Below are 15,171 nucleotides of genomic sequence, written 5' to 3'. Positions count from 1 at the left end.
GGCGCTGCTTTTGCAGCGCCTTTTTTTGTTGCCGCAGCTCCCCAACGGTTGCGGTTTGCGGCTTGTGCTGATTTTGTGGGGGTGCGTCATATTTTTGGGATGACAAATTTGATATCCCATTATCTTTATCTATTTTTAATGGTGATTACTGTTATTTTCTGTTGTGAAACAGGCCTGTTCAATAAGGTGTCATCATGCTCAACAAACACGAGAATATCCTGCAGATCACCCATCTTAGCCAGGAAGGGATTGCTCAACTGGCTCCTTCATTCAACACGCTTCCCCACACCCAGCATGCGGATGGCAAGTACCGCCTGCGGCGTTATTCCGTCCTGCGTTTTCAGCAAGGCTTGGTGGTAGAGACGGGCAAACATGAGTTTGTACAGTCTGAGGATATCAACCATTTTCAGGGCAATATCGTCCGCCAATTCGAACCGCTCTTGACCACGACCTGGCAAAATGAGGGGATGCGCGAAATGTGCGAGGTCTTTGTTAATAGCAATGACCTACCGGACAACCAGGAGATAGAGATCCACCAAATCCGCATTACCACCACCTATGTTGAAACTCAGGTGGCACCGGAAGGTATCCATCGCGATGGTTTTGATCACATCGCGATAGTCGGTATCGACAGGCATAACATTGTCGGCGGGGATATCCTGCTCTATAACAGCAATCGCGAAGAGCCATTTTTCCGTAAGGTGTTGGAAAATGGCGAAGTTGCCATGATTGCAGACAGTAAGCTGTGGCATAACGCCTGCCCAATCCGTGCCGTCGAGACAGATAAAGAAGGGCATATGGATGTTTTTGTTCTGACAGCGAGGGTGGCATGAAATTTACGCCTGAACAAAGCCGGACGCAATTTAGCGCTCTGGGTCAGCTGTATCAAGGAAAAAGCGTGGTGTTCTTTGATGGCCCCGGTGGCTCACAGGTCCCGCGCACGGTGTTAGACAAGATGGTCGATTATTTGGGCCACCATAATGCCAACCTGGGGGGACACTATTTTTCCAGTAAAGCCACTGAGCGAGTGATGTTACAAGCCAGAGAGTCTGTTCGGGCGTTGTTGAATGCCAGCTCGGCCGACAATATTGTCTTTGGCGCCAACATGACCTCACTGACTTTTCAACTGAGCCGCGCTATCAGCCGGGATTGGCAAGCCGGGGACGAGGTGATCGTCACCGCTCTGGATCACTATGCGAACGTTTCGAGCTGGCAACAGGCCGCTGCCGATAAACAGGTCGTTGTTCATCAGGCCCCGGTTAATGAGCAGGATTGTACGTTAGACGTCGATAAACTTTGTGCGCTTATTAACGCCAAAACCCGATTGGTGGCTGTTACCTATGCGTCAAATACCACAGGTTCGATCGTGGATTTAAAGCGTATCGTCGAAGCGGCACACGAGGTTGGCGCTTTGGTGTATGTAGATGCAGTGCACTATGCCCCACACCGTCTGATTGATGTTCAAGCGCTGGGTTGCGACATACTCCTGTGTTCCGCGTATAAATTTTTTGGCCCACACGTCGGGATCGCCTATCTGGCTGCGCCGTGGCTGCAAACGTTACGTCCTTACAAGGTCGAGCCGGCCACCGATCTTGGCCCTGGGCGTTTCGAGACGGGAACTCAGAGTTTTGAAGGGCTTGCGGGAGTGACTGCTGCGATCGAATACCTGGCTCAGTGGGGAGAACCCGGTGCGCCGTTGCGCCAGCGCTTGCAAGACAGCTTTAGCCAACTCAGCCAGCATGAAGAAGCGCTCAGCGCTTATTTCCTGGAAAAACTACGGCAAGTGAAGGGGGCGCGCTTGTACGGTATCGATCGGCCCGATGCCAACCGCCGGACCCCGACTTTTGCCGTGACGTTTGCGCACGGGCTGCCTGAAGAGGTTGCCAAGGCGCTGGGAGAACACAATATTTGTGTCGGCAACGGGCATTTTTATGCGCTGGGGCTGGTCCGCCAACTGGGTCTGGAGCAACGTGGTGGTGTCGTGCGGATCGGATTGATGCACTACAACACCCGCCAGGAAATTGACCGTTTGTTTCAGATTATCAACACGTTGAACCAATCATTGCCGTAAGCCGGTGATGCCATATCGCCCCCATATCCTGACGATCAGGGGATGGGGGCATCGTGGGCCAGCAAGTTTTCATGTCGGTAATGGCGACACGATGACTGGTATATACTCGTTGTATGAAACGCAACAACGAGAAGCGCATGATCCTGATTATTTACGCCCATCCCTATCCCCGGCATTCCCATGCCAACCAACGGTTGCTACAGGCGGTAAAAGACATTCCCGGCGTGGAAGTTCGTGCGCTGTATGAACTGTATCCGGATTTTAATATCGATATCGATGCCGAGCAGCGGGCGCTGGAACGGGCCGATATGGTGGTTTTACAGCATCCGATGCAGTGGTACAGCTTGCCGCCGCTGCTGAAACTGTGGATCGACAAAGTGCTGGAGCATGGCTGGGCCTATGGCCATGAGGGCAACGCCCTGGTAGGGAAAGACTGCCTGTGGGCGGTCACCAGTGGCGGAGATGAGCAGCATTTCGCGTTGGGTGATTACCCCAACTTTGCCGCGCTGGGCCAGCCGCTACAGGCCACGGCGATCTACTGTGGTATGAAGTGGCAACCGTTTTTTGCCGTGCACAATACCTTTACCTGTAACGAACCGGCCTTGATCGCCGCTGGAGAAGCCTATCGCCAGCGGCTGGTGCAGTATCTGATGGAACACAGCGAGCCAGCAGCAGAGCAGGAGCCCGTGCATGGATAACCACTCGATGATGATTGAAGGGCTGATTTATCTGGGATCGGCCGGGCTGTTGGTGCCGATTGCCGTACGCCTGGGATTGGGATCGGTACTTGGCTACCTGATTGCGGGCTGTGTCATTGGCCCTTGGGGGTTGAAACTGGTTTCCGATCCCGAGTCGATACTGACCTTTGCCGAAATTGGCGTGGTATTGATGCTGTTTATTATCGGGCTGGAGCTGGATCCCCGGCGGTTGTGGACGCTGCGAGCAGCGGTCTTTGGCGGTGGGAGCATCCAGATGGTGGGATGCGGTCTGGTGCTGAGCGCCTTCTGCTACTTCCTCGGCCTGAATTGGCAGGTCGCCTTGCTGATTGGCTTGACGTTGGCACTCTCCTCAACGGCGATCGCCATGCAGGCGATGAGTGAGCGTAACCTGACGCCTTCGCCGATTGGTCGCAGCTCGTTTGCGGTGCTGTTGTTCCAGGATATTGCAGCCATTCCCTTGGTGGCGATGATCCCACTGCTAGCCAGCAGCGGCGCGGCTACCACGCTGGGCGCCTTTGTATTTTCTGCCGCCAAGGTGGTGGGGGCGCTGGCGGTCGTGGTGTTACTGGGGCGCTATGTGACCCGGCCCTTGCTGCACTTTGTGGCGCGTTCCGGCATGCGTGAAGTCTTTAGCGCCGTGGCGCTGTTCCTGGTGTTTGGCTTTGGCATTCTGCTGGAGATGGCTGGGCTATCGATGGCGATGGGAGCCTTTCTGGCTGGCGTGTTGCTGGCCAGTTCCGAATACCGCCATGCGCTGGAAAGCGATATTCAGCCATTTAAAGGCCTGCTGCTTGGGCTGTTCTTTATCGGCGTGGGGATGTCGATCGACTTTGGCACGCTGTTCCATCATCCGTTGCTGATCGCCTCGCTGTTGCTGGGCTTTATGCTGCTGAAGGCGGCACTGCTGTGGCTGGTTGCGCCGATGCTTGGGGTACCCAAGCGTCAGCGCGGGCTGTTCGCCATTTTGCTGGGGCAGGGCAGTGAGTTTGCCTTTGTGATCTTTGCTGCGGCGCAGATGGCCGGTGTATTACCGCTCGAATGGGCTAAATCGCTGACGTTGGCCGTTGCACTTTCGATGGCCGCTACGCCATTGCTGCTGGTGGTTGCCGCTCGCCTGGCCAAGAATGCCCCACAGGACGAACGCCCGGCAGACGTGATCGACGAAGAGAATGCCAGCGTGATCATCGCCGGTTTTGGCCGTTTTGGCCAGATCGCCGGCCGTATGCTGCTGGCTAACGGCGTGCATACCGTGGTGTTAGATCACGATCCGGACCATATCGAAACGCTGCGCAAATTTGGTACCAAGGTGTTCTATGGCGATGCGACGCGAGCCGATCTGTTGGAAGCCGCGGGGGCAGAACATGCCAAAATCCTGATTAACGCCATCGACGATGTGGAAGCCAACCTGCAACTGACGGCGTTGGTCAAACGCCATTTCCCGCACCTGAAAGTGGTGGCGCGTGCCCGCGATGTGGATCACTGGTATCAATTGCGGCAGTTGGGGGTGGAGAAACCTGCACGGGAAACCTTTGAAAGCTCGTTGCTGATCGGCAGAGAAACTCTCGAGCTGCTGGGGCTGGACGCCTACGAAGCCCGTGAAAAGGCGGATACCTTCCGGCGTTATAACCTGAAGATGCTGGAGGATACGCTAGAGAACTACGAAGATACCGAGTTCCGTGTCGCCAGCCTGCAACGGGCTAAAGAAATGCTGTCGTCGGCCATCGAGCAAGATCAGAAGCGCCTATCTCACGTGCAGCAAAACGGCTGGCGCGGCAGTATTGATGGCAAAGCACCGGAGGAAGAGGTCGTAGAGGCGAAAGGGTAATAGCTTGGCGAGGGTTTTACCCTCGCCGGTTTTTCAGCTCAGCGCGACTTTGATACCCAAGGCGATTAACATCCCGCCCAACAGCTTATCGACCACCTTCTGTGTTTTCTCCAGCCCACGGCGCACCGGCCCGCTTTGGATCAAAAACACCAGCACCGGCCACCAAACGGCGGAAAGGCCGAAAATAATTCCGGCGTACCACAGCTTTTCACCCAGGCCGGAGTTGATTTGCAGTACCTGGGTAAACACCGCCAGGAAGAACAGCGTGGCTTTCGGGTTGAGCAGATTACACAGGTAACCTTGTACAAAGGCGCTTTTCAGGCTGACCTGTTGTTGAGGCAGGCTGCTGACGTTCATCTTGCTACCCCCGCGTGATAACAGGGCTTGAATGCCGACCCAAATCAGGTACACCGCACCAGCGTATTTCAGCACGTTGAACAACCACGGCGTGGTGGTGATGACTACCGCCAGGCCCGCGACACAGTAAGACATATGAGTTGCCACGCCGCAGATCACGCCAAACGCGGTCATCATTGCTGCCAGGCGCGGATAGCGCGCCGCATTTTTAATCACCAGAAAAAAGTCTGGCCCGGGGGAAAGCATGCCGAGTGTGGCAATACCGGCGACAAACAATGAGGTTTCAAGCATGAGCGAGTCTCTGAAAAGGCCTAATTCTGCTGATAATAACGCCACTCCTCCTGACGTGCATCAACCTATTACACTAATCTCTGGTTATATGATGGGGCTTCATTAAGAGGAAGTGATTGAGCGATATGAAAAAGGAATTAACCGCAGAGCTACCCGGTGTAAACCAGCAACAGCGTGAAATCACCCGTCTGTGTATTCAGTGTGCGTTGCTGCTGCTACAGCACGGGGCGGAAAGTATGGTGGTGGAACAACTCTCGACTCGTTTGGGCCTGGCGCTTGGCATGGATAGCGTAGAAAGCTCCATCTCGGCTAACGCCGTGGTGCTGACCACCATCAGCAATGATGCCTGCCTGACCACCACACGGAAGAACGTCGATCGCGGGATCAACATGCAAATGGTGACTGAGGTACAGCACATTGTGATCCTGGCGGAACACCATTTGGCCGACGTCCATGACGTAGCTCGGCGCTTTGAAAAGATCCGCCCGTTGCGCTATCCGCGTTGGCTGGTGGTGCTGATGGTGGGGTTGTCCTGTGGCTGTTTCAGCATGCTCAACGGCGGCGGGCCAGATGCTTTTGCGGTTACCTTTATGGCCAGCGGCCTGGCGATGTTTGTGCGCCAGATGCTGACCGCTCGCCATATGAATCCACTGATCAACTTTTGCCTGACGGCCTTTGTGGCCACCTCGGTCTCCGGCCTGCTGTTACGCGTACCGCTTTTCCACCAAACCTCCAGCGTGGCGATGGCGGCCAGCGTGCTGTTGCTGGTTCCCGGTTTCCCGCTGATCAACGCGGTAGCCGATATGTTTAAAGGCCACGTGAATACCGGCCTGGCACGCTGGGCGATGGCCAGTCTGCTGACGCTGGCAACCTGCATCGGCGTGGTGATGGCGATGTCGCTGTGGGATTTGCGGGGGTGGTCATGAGCCTGCTGTGGGCGCTGTTACAGGACATGCTGCTGGCGGCGGTACCCGCGCTCGGCTTTGCCATGGTGTTCAACGTACCGCTGCGAGCGCTGCGCTATTGTGCCTTGCTCGGGGCGTTGGGGCACGGATCGCGGATGCTGCTGATGCATTTCGGCATGAATATCGAGTGGGGCTCGTTCCTGGCCGCCATTCTGATCGGTATCATCGGCATTTACTGGTCACGCTGGCTGCTGGCGCATCCCAAGGTGTTTACCGTTGCGGCGGTGATCCCGATGTTCCCCGGTATTTCAGCCTATACCGCGATGATCAGCGTGGTGGAGATTTCGCATTTGGGCTACAGCGAAGCCCTGATGTCGGTGATGATCTCCAACTTCCTCAAAGCCTGTTTTATCGTGGGAGCCTTGTCGATCGGCCTGTCGGTACCAGGTCTGTGGCTGTATCGTAAACGTCCCGGCGTTTAGGGATTTTTCTAAGGATATGGGATTATTGGAGTTTATCTTCAGAGCCGTCCGATATATGACTATCGCTCGATTCGTCTATCGACGGTTGCCGGGGCTTTACGTATAGTGTGAACAATTTTGCTGCCTATACAGGGTTAAACAATGATTATCAGCCTGATTGCTGCTTTGGCGGCGGATCGCGTTATTGGTATGGAAAATGCCATGCCGTGGCACCTGCCGGAGGATTTGGCGTGGTTTAAACGTAACACGTTAAATAAACCGGTGATTATGGGCCGTAAGACCTTTGAGTCGATTGGCCGCCCCTTGCCAGGCCGCCATAATATCGTGTTAAGCAGCCAGCCGGGTAAAGAACCTGGCGTGACCTGGGTAACTTCGCTGGAGGAGGCCTTGGCTGCAGCTGGCGAGGTGGAAGAAGTGATGGTGATGGGCGGTGGCAGCATTTATAGCCAGTTCCTGCCACGGGCTTCCCGAATGTATCTGACGCATATCGATGCCGAAGTAGGCGGAGATACCTACTTCCCGGATTACGAACCAGATGAATGGGAAACCTCATTCAGCGCCTTCCACGATGCGGACGCACTGAACTCGCACGGCTACTGTTTTGAGATTCTGGAACGCCGCTAAGGCGGGTTAGCTATCAAATGGGCACCCTTGGGTGCCCATTGTCGTTTTAAGAAGCTGCCAGCGCATCCGCGCCGTCTATCGCATCACGGCGATTGCTTGGCTGGGTAAAGTAGCGCTTGTCTTCCCAACGTAGTAGGGTCAAATCCCCACCCCAACAGCAGCCGGTATCCAGACCGATGATGCCTTCCGGCGTGCCTCTGCCCTCTAGTGAAGCCCAGTGACCGAAGATGATACTGTACTCGGGATCGACCAGACGCGGCAGATCAAACCAGGGTTTCAGCGGAGCGGGAGCGCTGCCCGGCGCATCTTTGCAGATCATGTCCAACTGGCCGTTAGGGAAGCAATAGCGCATGCGGGTCAACGCATTGGTGCTAAAGCGTAGGCGTGCAAGCCCACTCAGCTCTGGGCTCCAGTTGTTGGGCATATCGCCGTACATCGCATCCAGGAACAAGGGATAGCTGTCGCTGCTGAGTACGGCTTCCACTTCACGGGCACACATCTGTGCGGTCTCGATATCCCACTGTGGGGTAATGCCGGCGTGGCCCATGATCAGTTTGCGTTCATCATCCACCTGTAGAACCGGTTGGCGACGCAGCCAGTTGATCAACTCGTCAGCATCAGGTGCTTCGAGCAGGGGGGTAATGCGGTCTTTGGGTTTGTTACGGCTAATACCGGCGTACACCGCCAGCAGGTGCAGGTCGTGGTTACCCAAAACCATGCGCAATGCCGGGCCGAGAGAACGAAGGTAGCGCAGCACTTCGAGCGAGCCGGGGCCACGGGCGACCAGGTCGCCAGTCAGCCACAGTTGGTCTTGCAGGGGATCGAAATCAACCTGAGCTAATAGCGACTGCAGTTCATCGAAACAGCCATGAACGTCGCCGATAAGATATGTCGACATATTAGTGGATCAGCGTAGGGATGGCTAAACGGAACACCGGAATAGCGGTACGGAATGGCTGACCCTGTTGATCAACCATTTCATAGTGGCCCTCCATGGTGCCCAGTGGCGTTTCGAGTATCGCACCACTGGTATATTGGAACTCGCTGCCGGGCCGGATAATGGGCTGTTCACCGATCACTCCCTCGCCCTGAACCTCGGTTTGGCGACCGTTGCTGTTGGTGATCAGCCAGTAACGGCCCAGCAGTTGCACGTCAAAGCGCCCCAGATTACGGATGGTAACGGTATACGCGAAGACGTAACGTTCTTCCTCAGGTATCGATTGTGATTCCACATACACACTCTGTACCTGCACACATACACGGGGCGAATCAATCATGACAACTGCTCCTTTATTGCTGCTGCGCCTGCTGTTGTGAAAGCCAGTTAGCCAGCTTACAGTACTGCGCTACAGAAATATTCTCTGCTCTGAGCGTCGGATCGACGCCGAGTTCCGTCAACTGTTCCGGAGTGAAAAGATCGCCCAGGCTGTTGCGGATGGTTTTTCTGCGTTGGTTAAACGCCTGGGTGGTCACGCGGCTGAGCATGCGCACATCGCCGACAATATTTGGCATCACCAGATGCGGTACCAGACGAACCACGGCAGAATCGACTTTAGGCGGTGGCGCGAACGCAGTCGGCGGCACTTCCAACACCGGAATAACGTTGCAGTAATACTGCGCCATCACGGTCAAGCGCCCGTATGCCTTGCTGTTTGGGCCGGCAACCAGACGGTTGACCACCTCTTTTTGCAGCATAAAGTGCATGTCGCGGATAGCTGAAGTATAGCTGAAAAGGTGGAACATCAGCGGCGTTGAGATGTTATACGGCAGGTTGCCAAACACGCGCAACGATTGGCCTTCCACGGCGGCCAGCTCGGCGAAGTTCACCGTCATGGCATCTTGCTGATGAATGGTCAGCTTGTCTTTCAGCTGTGGGTGATTGGCCAGGCGGGCCGCCAGATCGCGGTCAAGTTCAATCACCGTCATGCGATCCATACGCGCGCCAACTGGCTCGGTCAAGGCTCCCAGGCCTGGGCCGATTTCGACCACCGCTTCGCCCGGCTGTGGGTGAATGGCTGAGACAATGCTATCGATGACAAACTGATCGGTTAAAAAGTTCTGTCCAAAACGTTTGCGGGCAAAGTGCCCTTGGTGGACTCTATTATTCATTGCTGTTAATTATCATTTTAATGGCGAGAGCCAAGGCCGTTTTGAAGCTGCCTGCATCGGCAGTGCCGCTGCCAGCCAGTTCCAACGCGGTACCATGGTCGACCGAGGTACGGATAAAAGGCAAACCGAGGGTGATATTCACCGCTCGACCAAACCCCTGGTATTTTAGTACAGGCAAGCCCTGATCGTGATACATCGCCAGCACCGCATCTGCATATTGCAGATATTTGGGTTGGAACAACGTATCCGCTGGGAGCGGGCCAATCAGCTGGATGCCGCGGCTACGCAGCACGTCCAAAGCAGGAATAATCACATCCAGCTCTTCACGGCCCATATGGCCGCCTTCCCCCGCGTGCGGGTTTAGCCCACAGACGTAAATCAGAGGCTGCGGGATGCCAAATTGGTTTTTCAGATCCCGATCGAGAATGGTGATCACCTCGAACAGGCTCTGTTGGGTGATGGCGCCCGGGACTGCCAGTAACGGCAGATGGGTCGTTGCCAGTGCGACGCGAAGCTCCTCGGTTGCCAGCATCATCACCACGCGTTCACAATGGCTGCGATCGGCAAAGAACTCGGTGTGGCCGGTAAAGGCGACGCCAGCGTCGTTGATGATGCTTTTATTAACCGGGCCAGTGACCAGTGCGGCGAACTCACCGTTCAGACAACCGTCACAGGCACGTGCCAGAGTCTCTACCACATAGGCACTGTTAGCGACGTTAAGTTCGCCAGCAACCACGGCCGCCGGGGCTGCAACGGGCAATACCGTTAATGTCCCGGCACGCTGTGGCTGTGCAGGCTGGCCTGGCTGGTAGTCGCGCAGCGTGAGCGGTAACGCCAACTGGCGGGCGCGCTCAAGCAACAAGGCCGGATCGGCGCACACCACCAGCTCAACAGGCCAATCCTGTTGTGCCAGTACGGTGACCAAATCCGGCCCAACCCCGGCAGGCTCGCCGGGGGTAATGACGATACGGTTATTGCGGTGCATTGCTTCCATCGAGGATCTTCACGTAAGCAGCGGCACGTTGTTCCTGCATCCAGGTTTGCGCTTCTTCGGCAAACTTGCGGTTAAACAGCATGCGGTAGGCACGATCTTTCTGCGCCGCATCGGTTTTATCCACTTGGCGGGTATCCATCAACTGGATCAGATGCCAGCCAAAGGAAGAGTGTACCGGTTCGCTGAGCTGGCCTTTTTGCAGCTTCAGCAGCGCATCGCGGAAGGCAGGATCGTACATGTCTGGCGAAGCCCAACCCAGATCGCCGCCCTGCAGGGCAGAGCCTGGATCTTGTGACAGCTGTTTGGCTTCGTCTTCAAACTTCGCTTTGCCGCTCTTGATGGCCGCAGCCACTTCTTGCAGCTTGGCGCGTGCCTGATCGTCGGTCATCACTACTGAAGGTTTCAGCAGGATATGACGGGCATGCACTTCGGTCACGGAAATCGACTGGCTACCGCCACGGATATCGTTGACCTTCAGGATATGGAAGCCGACGCCGGAGCGGATTGGGCCAACCACGTCGCCTTTTTTGGCGCTGGACAGACGTTCTGCGAACAGCGTTGGCATTTCCTGCAGTTTACCCCAACCCATCTGGCCGCCTTTCAGCGCCTGTGAGTCGGCAGAGTAGGTGATCGCCAGCTTGCCGAAATCGGCACCGCCGGTCGCTTCACCCGCCAGGCGTTTCGCCAGCGCTTCGGCTTCATCAACCTGCTTCTGCGATGGGTTTTCTGGCAGCGGGATCAGGATGTGGCTGATGTTGACGTCGGTTTCACCGCCGTTTTGCGCGCCGACCTGCTTGGCTAACGCGTCAACTTCCTGTGGCAGGATGGTGACACGGCGACGCACTTCGTTGTTACGCACTTCCGAGGTCAGCATTTCCTTGCGGATCTGCGCACGGTAAGTGTTGTAGTTCAGGCCTTCATACGCCAAACGGCTACGCAGTTGATCCAGGCTCATCTTGTTCTGGGCGGCGATGTTGCCGATCGCCTTGTCCAGATCGGCATCGCTGACGGTGATCCCCATTTTTTGCGCCATCTGCAGCAGGATGTTATCCATAATCAGACGTTCAATGATCTGGTGACGCAACGTATTGTCGTCTGGCAACTGCTGGCCAGCCTGCTGTGCGTTGAGTTTCACCGATTGCATCAGGCCGTTCACGTCGCTCTCGAGGACTACGCCGTTATCGACGACGGCGGCGACTTTATCCATTTGTTGCGGTGCTGCGAACGCGGTATTGGCACAAACCACCAATCCGAGAAGAAGCGTTCTCCAGTTCTTCATACATTTCCCGTTATCTGTTTCCGCAAATGCGGGTGAAAGTTGTTTTTTTTCAATTCGTTAATCAATATCAGAATGCGCGTTGGTAAGGCAGAATACCCGAGCGCAGCATCTCATTGGTGCCAAGGCTGTGATCGTTGCTCAAGCCGCGCAGCTCGACGTTGAATGAAACTTTGTTATCGTACTTGCTGACCTGATTGCCGTTGTCCCAATCGGTGATCTTGCGCTCATAACCCACGTTAACCGCCCAGCAGCAGGTGTTATAGCGCAGGCCGACCAACTGGTTAGCAGTTTGTTTCGCACGGGTATCGTAGTAATACGCCCCGACGACTGCCCAACGATCGGCAATCGGCCAACTGGCCACCATACCAACCTGTGAAATACCGTCCTGATAGCCTGGGTTGCTGATATCCGGCAGGGTTGCCGAAATATATTCCGGGCTGGCATAACGGTAGTTCAACTGCACCATACGATTCTGATCCTGACGATATTCCACTACCGCGTCGCCTAACGCGAAGCTGTCAAGACGGGTGTCGTATTGCACACCACCGCGCAGGCCCCAGCGATCGTCAACCTTCCAATAGGTGTCACCAGCCCAGACGACGCTGCCGGTATCATCGCTATTATCAAAGTTGCTACTTTGATCCCCGGTCCGCGAGCGGCTGAGGTAGTAGATTTGACCTACGGAAACGTTAAAACGTTCAACCAGCGCCTCATCATAAATACGCGAGGTGACACCGGCTGCCACTCGGTTCTGCGAGGCGATACGATCCAGGCCGCTGTAGGAGCGGTCGCGGAACAGGCCCGAGTAGTCGGTTTGCAGCAGGGTTGAGTCATAAGTATAGATATTGCTTTGATCGCGATAAGGCACGTACAGGTACTGCATACGTGGCTCAATGGTTTGAGTAAAACCTTCTGACCAATCCATTGGGCGATCGAACACCACTTTGCCATCGGTCTTGAACTGCGGCAGTACGCGGTTGACCGAATCTTCCAGATCGGGAACCGGGCTCCCTGGGTTACGGCTGGCATAGTCGGTGGCAAAACCGTTAGGGATGGTCTGCTGGAAATGCGTCGCCATCAGTTTGGCTTCGGTATTCAGGCTACCCCAACTGTTGGCCAACGGCAGATTGATCGCCGGTGCTACATGCCAACGAGTGGCTTTCGGGTTATTCGGGTTGACGCTGGTAAAGTTGGCAAACTGGCCGTAGGTGTGGAAATCAAACGGACCGATATCCGATTTATAGTAGTTGAGATCCAACTGCGGCTGTGCACGGTAGGCGTTTTGGTTACCCGCACCGCTGAAGATCTGGAACTGCTTGGAGGCCAGCGTGGCATCCCAGTTCTCATCGGCATAACCGACGCTGAATTTCTGCGTGGCGTAACCATCGGTGGTGGAACCGTATTTGGAATCCAGATCGGTGAAGTAATAAGGGTCGCTGACCTTGGTGTAGTCGACGTTGAAACGCCACACCTGATTCATTACGCCGTTATGACCCCAGTAGAACAGCCAACGCTTGCTGTCGTCGACATCCCCGTGGTCTTTTTCGAACTGCCTATCGCTTGGCAGCCAGTCGAAGGCCATGGTGCCCAGACCCGGTTGCAGCAGATAACGGAATTCGTTCTGCCACTGCAGGCCACGATTCGTCATGTAATGCGGCGTGATGGTGGCATCAAAGTTTGGCGCAATGTTCCAGTAATACGGCAACATGAACTCGAAGCCGTTATTACTGCCATATTTGGCGTTGGGGATCAGGAAGCCGGAGCGGCGTTTATTACCCACTGGCAATTGCAAATAGGGGCTGTAGAACACCGGCACCTTGCCAATCTTGAAGCGGGCGTTCCACACTTCGGCCACTTCTTCTTCGCGATCGAGGATCACTTCGGAGCCCACTACGCTCCAACTGTTATCGCCAGGCAGGCACGAGGTGAAGGTACCGTTTTCCAGGATGGTGTAGCGGTTTTGGCCGCGCATCTTCATCTTGTCGGCATCACCACGCCCTTGGCGGCCCACCATCTGATAGTCGCCCTGGTAGACGTCGGTATCTTTGGTGTTCAGGTTTGACCAGGCTTTAGGGCCTTTCAGTTTGATCTGATTGTCCGCGTAGTTCACGTCACCGGTGGCGGTAACGGTACGGATCGGATCCGGCAGCCCATCTTTTTGCGTCTGCTTCAGCTCAACCTGCTTCGCCGTCAGGGTGCTGTTGCCCTGTTCGACGTTGACGTTGCCAGTGAACAGCGCGTTGTTCGGATAGTTGGCTTCTGAATCATCGGAAATGATGGTGACCGGCAGGCTGTTAGGGTCGCCGGTGATCAACGGTTTATCGTAAACAGGCACACCGAGCATACATTGCTCGGCCAGATCTGCCAGCGCGTGCTGACTATAAATTGCCGTCCAAATCAACGTGGCCAGCAGGGTTGGGAAACTTTTTTTCATACGCGGTTTTGGTGTTCCGTCATCAGAGGCGTCATGTCCGGCAAACGGTCAGAGACTATATCACTCATCAGCGTTGCGCTAGTGTTAAATCCTGCCGTTCTATTGCGTCGTCGTTAGGCGCAGAGATAAATGACAGGTATGATAATCGAATTCTTGGAAAAAATCGCCTTAACCCTTGCTCGTACCGATAGGGATACACGGCTTATTACGGTTTGATAGTTGGGGAGTATATGCAGTATTGGGGAAAACTGCTCGGAGTGATTGTCGCCATTTGGGCTGGCGGCGGATTCTGGGGTGTCGTGCTGGGGTTGATCGTTGGCCATATGATCGATACCGCACGCAATAACAAGCGCAGCCGGGGCTTCTTTACCGATCAGCAAACTCGGCAGACGTTATTTTTCCGCACGACCTTTCAGGTTATGGGGCATCTGACCAAATCGAAAGGGCGGGTGACCGAAGCCGATATCCAGATAGCCAGCCTGTTTATGGACCGCCTGCAACTGCATGGCGAGGCCCGTACCGCAGCGCAGCAGGCGTTCCGCGAAGGCAAGCACAGCCAGTTCCCGCTGCGTGAAACCTTGCAGCAGTTGCGCAGCATCTGTTTTGGTCGTTTTGACCTGATTCGGATGTTTCTGGAAATTCAAATCCAGGCCGCGTTTGCTGACGGTTCATTGCATCCGAATGAACGCCAGGTGTTGTATGTGATCGCCGAAGAGCTGGGCATTTCCCGCGCTCAGTTCGATCAGTTCCTCAGTATGATCGAAGGCGGGCGTCAGTTTGGCGGCGGCAGTTGGCAGGGGCAGCAAGGGGGATACTCCCAGGGCGGCTACCAGCAGGCGCAACGTGGCCCGACGCTGGAAGATGCCTGCAAGGTGCTGGGCGTGAACAGCAGCGACGATGCCACCACCATCAAACGTGCCTACCGTAAGCTGATGGGCGAGCATCACCCGGATAAGCTGGTTGCCAAGGGATTACCGCCGGAAATGATGGAGATGGCGAAACAGAAAGCGCAGGAGATCCAGGCAGCCTACGACCTGATCAAGCGCGAGAAGGGCTTCAAGTAGTTGTCGTTAAGGGCGCC

Annotated in this window: 15 protein-coding genes; 8 read left to right on the top strand and 7 right to left on the bottom strand. The window is 55.4% G+C overall.

Annotated features, from left to right (window positions below; genetic code table 11):
- Positions 1 to 194 precede the first annotated feature (194 nt).
- The 4 genes from AC6HVW_RS17910 (at position 195) to kefC (ending at position 4,615) form a co-directional block, all read left to right on the top strand.
- Positions 195 to 833 (top strand): 2OG-Fe dioxygenase family protein, encoded by a 639-nt coding sequence (locus AC6HVW_RS17910; RefSeq protein ID WP_071682153.1) that lies wholly within the window; start codon positions 195 to 197, stop codon positions 831 to 833.
- Positions 830 to 2,071, top strand: a complete 1,242-nt coding sequence (locus tag AC6HVW_RS17905) for a cysteine desulfurase-like protein (protein ID WP_071682154.1) — start codon at positions 830 to 832, stop codon at positions 2,069 to 2,071. Before AC6HVW_RS17910 ends, AC6HVW_RS17905 begins: the two co-directional genes overlap by 4 nt.
- A 137-nt stretch (positions 2,072 to 2,208) precedes the next feature.
- Positions 2,209 to 2,769 (top strand): glutathione-regulated potassium-efflux system oxidoreductase KefF, encoded by a 561-nt coding sequence (kefF, locus tag AC6HVW_RS17900; protein WP_071682255.1) that lies wholly within the window; start codon positions 2,209 to 2,211, stop codon positions 2,767 to 2,769.
- Positions 2,762 to 4,615 (top strand): glutathione-regulated potassium-efflux system protein KefC, encoded by a 1,854-nt coding sequence (gene kefC / locus AC6HVW_RS17895; RefSeq protein WP_021179268.1) that lies wholly within the window; start codon positions 2,762 to 2,764, stop codon positions 4,613 to 4,615. The genes kefF and kefC overlap by 8 nt, the downstream gene beginning before the upstream one ends.
- Before the next feature lie 33 nt (positions 4,616 to 4,648).
- Here kefC and AC6HVW_RS17890 read toward each other — a convergent pair whose 3' ends face one another.
- Entirely contained in the window at positions 4,649 to 5,263 is a 615-nt protein-coding gene (locus AC6HVW_RS17890) for a LysE family translocator (RefSeq protein WP_021179269.1), read from the bottom strand.
- 125 nt (positions 5,264 to 5,388) lie between these two features.
- Here AC6HVW_RS17890 and AC6HVW_RS17885 point away from each other — a divergent pair, with 125 nt between their 5' ends.
- The 3 genes from AC6HVW_RS17885 to folA all read left to right on the top strand — a co-directional run bounded on the left by AC6HVW_RS17885 (position 5,389) and on the right by folA (position 7,274).
- Entirely contained in the window at positions 5,389 to 6,189 is an 801-nt protein-coding gene (locus AC6HVW_RS17885) for a threonine/serine exporter family protein (RefSeq protein WP_071682156.1), read from the top strand.
- Positions 6,186 to 6,650: a threonine/serine exporter gene (locus AC6HVW_RS17880; RefSeq protein ID WP_071682157.1), complete on the top strand. Its 465-nt coding sequence runs from the start codon at positions 6,186 to 6,188 to the stop codon at positions 6,648 to 6,650. The genes AC6HVW_RS17885 and AC6HVW_RS17880 overlap by 4 nt, the downstream gene beginning before the upstream one ends.
- 141 nt (positions 6,651 to 6,791) lie before the next feature.
- Positions 6,792 to 7,274, top strand: a complete 483-nt coding sequence (folA, locus tag AC6HVW_RS17875; protein WP_024483559.1) for a type 3 dihydrofolate reductase — start codon at positions 6,792 to 6,794, stop codon at positions 7,272 to 7,274.
- A 46-nt stretch (positions 7,275 to 7,320) separates the two neighbouring features.
- Here the strand turns inward: folA and apaH are convergent, their stop codons facing one another.
- The 6 genes from apaH to lptD form a co-directional block, all read right to left on the bottom strand.
- Positions 7,321 to 8,172 carry a bis(5'-nucleosyl)-tetraphosphatase (symmetrical) ApaH gene (gene apaH, locus AC6HVW_RS17870; protein WP_071682158.1) on the bottom strand — a complete coding sequence of 284 codons (852 nt, stop codon included), beginning with the start codon at positions 8,170 to 8,172 and terminating at the stop codon, positions 7,321 to 7,323.
- A 1-nt stretch (position 8,173) separates the two neighbouring features.
- Positions 8,174 to 8,551, bottom strand: coding sequence for a Co2+/Mg2+ efflux facilitator ApaG/CorD (apaG, locus tag AC6HVW_RS17865; RefSeq protein WP_039995481.1), 378 nt, complete (start codon positions 8,549 to 8,551; stop codon positions 8,174 to 8,176).
- 13 nt (positions 8,552 to 8,564) lie between these two features.
- Positions 8,565 to 9,383, bottom strand: coding sequence for a 16S rRNA (adenine(1518)-N(6)/adenine(1519)-N(6))-dimethyltransferase RsmA (rsmA, locus tag AC6HVW_RS17860; protein ID WP_021179275.1), 819 nt, complete (start codon positions 9,381 to 9,383; stop codon positions 8,565 to 8,567).
- Entirely contained in the window at positions 9,376 to 10,368 is a 993-nt protein-coding gene (gene pdxA, locus AC6HVW_RS17855) for a 4-hydroxythreonine-4-phosphate dehydrogenase PdxA (RefSeq protein WP_081367045.1), read from the bottom strand. The genes rsmA and pdxA overlap by 8 nt, the downstream gene beginning before the upstream one ends.
- A complete protein-coding gene (gene surA / locus AC6HVW_RS17850) occupies positions 10,355 to 11,656 on the bottom strand; it encodes a peptidylprolyl isomerase SurA (RefSeq protein WP_071682160.1) in 1,302 nt (433 codons plus the stop codon). The genes pdxA and surA overlap by 14 nt, the downstream gene beginning before the upstream one ends.
- Before the next feature lie 67 nt (positions 11,657 to 11,723).
- Positions 11,724 to 14,090: an LPS assembly protein LptD gene (gene lptD, locus AC6HVW_RS17845; protein WP_071682161.1), complete on the bottom strand. Its 2,367-nt coding sequence runs from the start codon at positions 14,088 to 14,090 to the stop codon at positions 11,724 to 11,726.
- 230 nt (positions 14,091 to 14,320) lie between these two features.
- Between lptD and djlA the strand changes: the two genes are divergently transcribed.
- On the top strand, positions 14,321 to 15,154 hold the full coding sequence (gene djlA / locus AC6HVW_RS17840; protein WP_021179279.1) for a co-chaperone DjlA: 834 nt from the start codon (positions 14,321 to 14,323) through the stop codon (positions 15,152 to 15,154).
- The last annotated feature ends 17 nt before the right edge of the window (positions 15,155 to 15,171 follow it).

Source organism: Serratia sp. NCCP-200 (assembly GCF_059697885.1).
The sequence above is the reverse complement of the archived record's forward strand: the minus strand, read 5'-3'. Positions and strand labels throughout refer to the sequence as shown.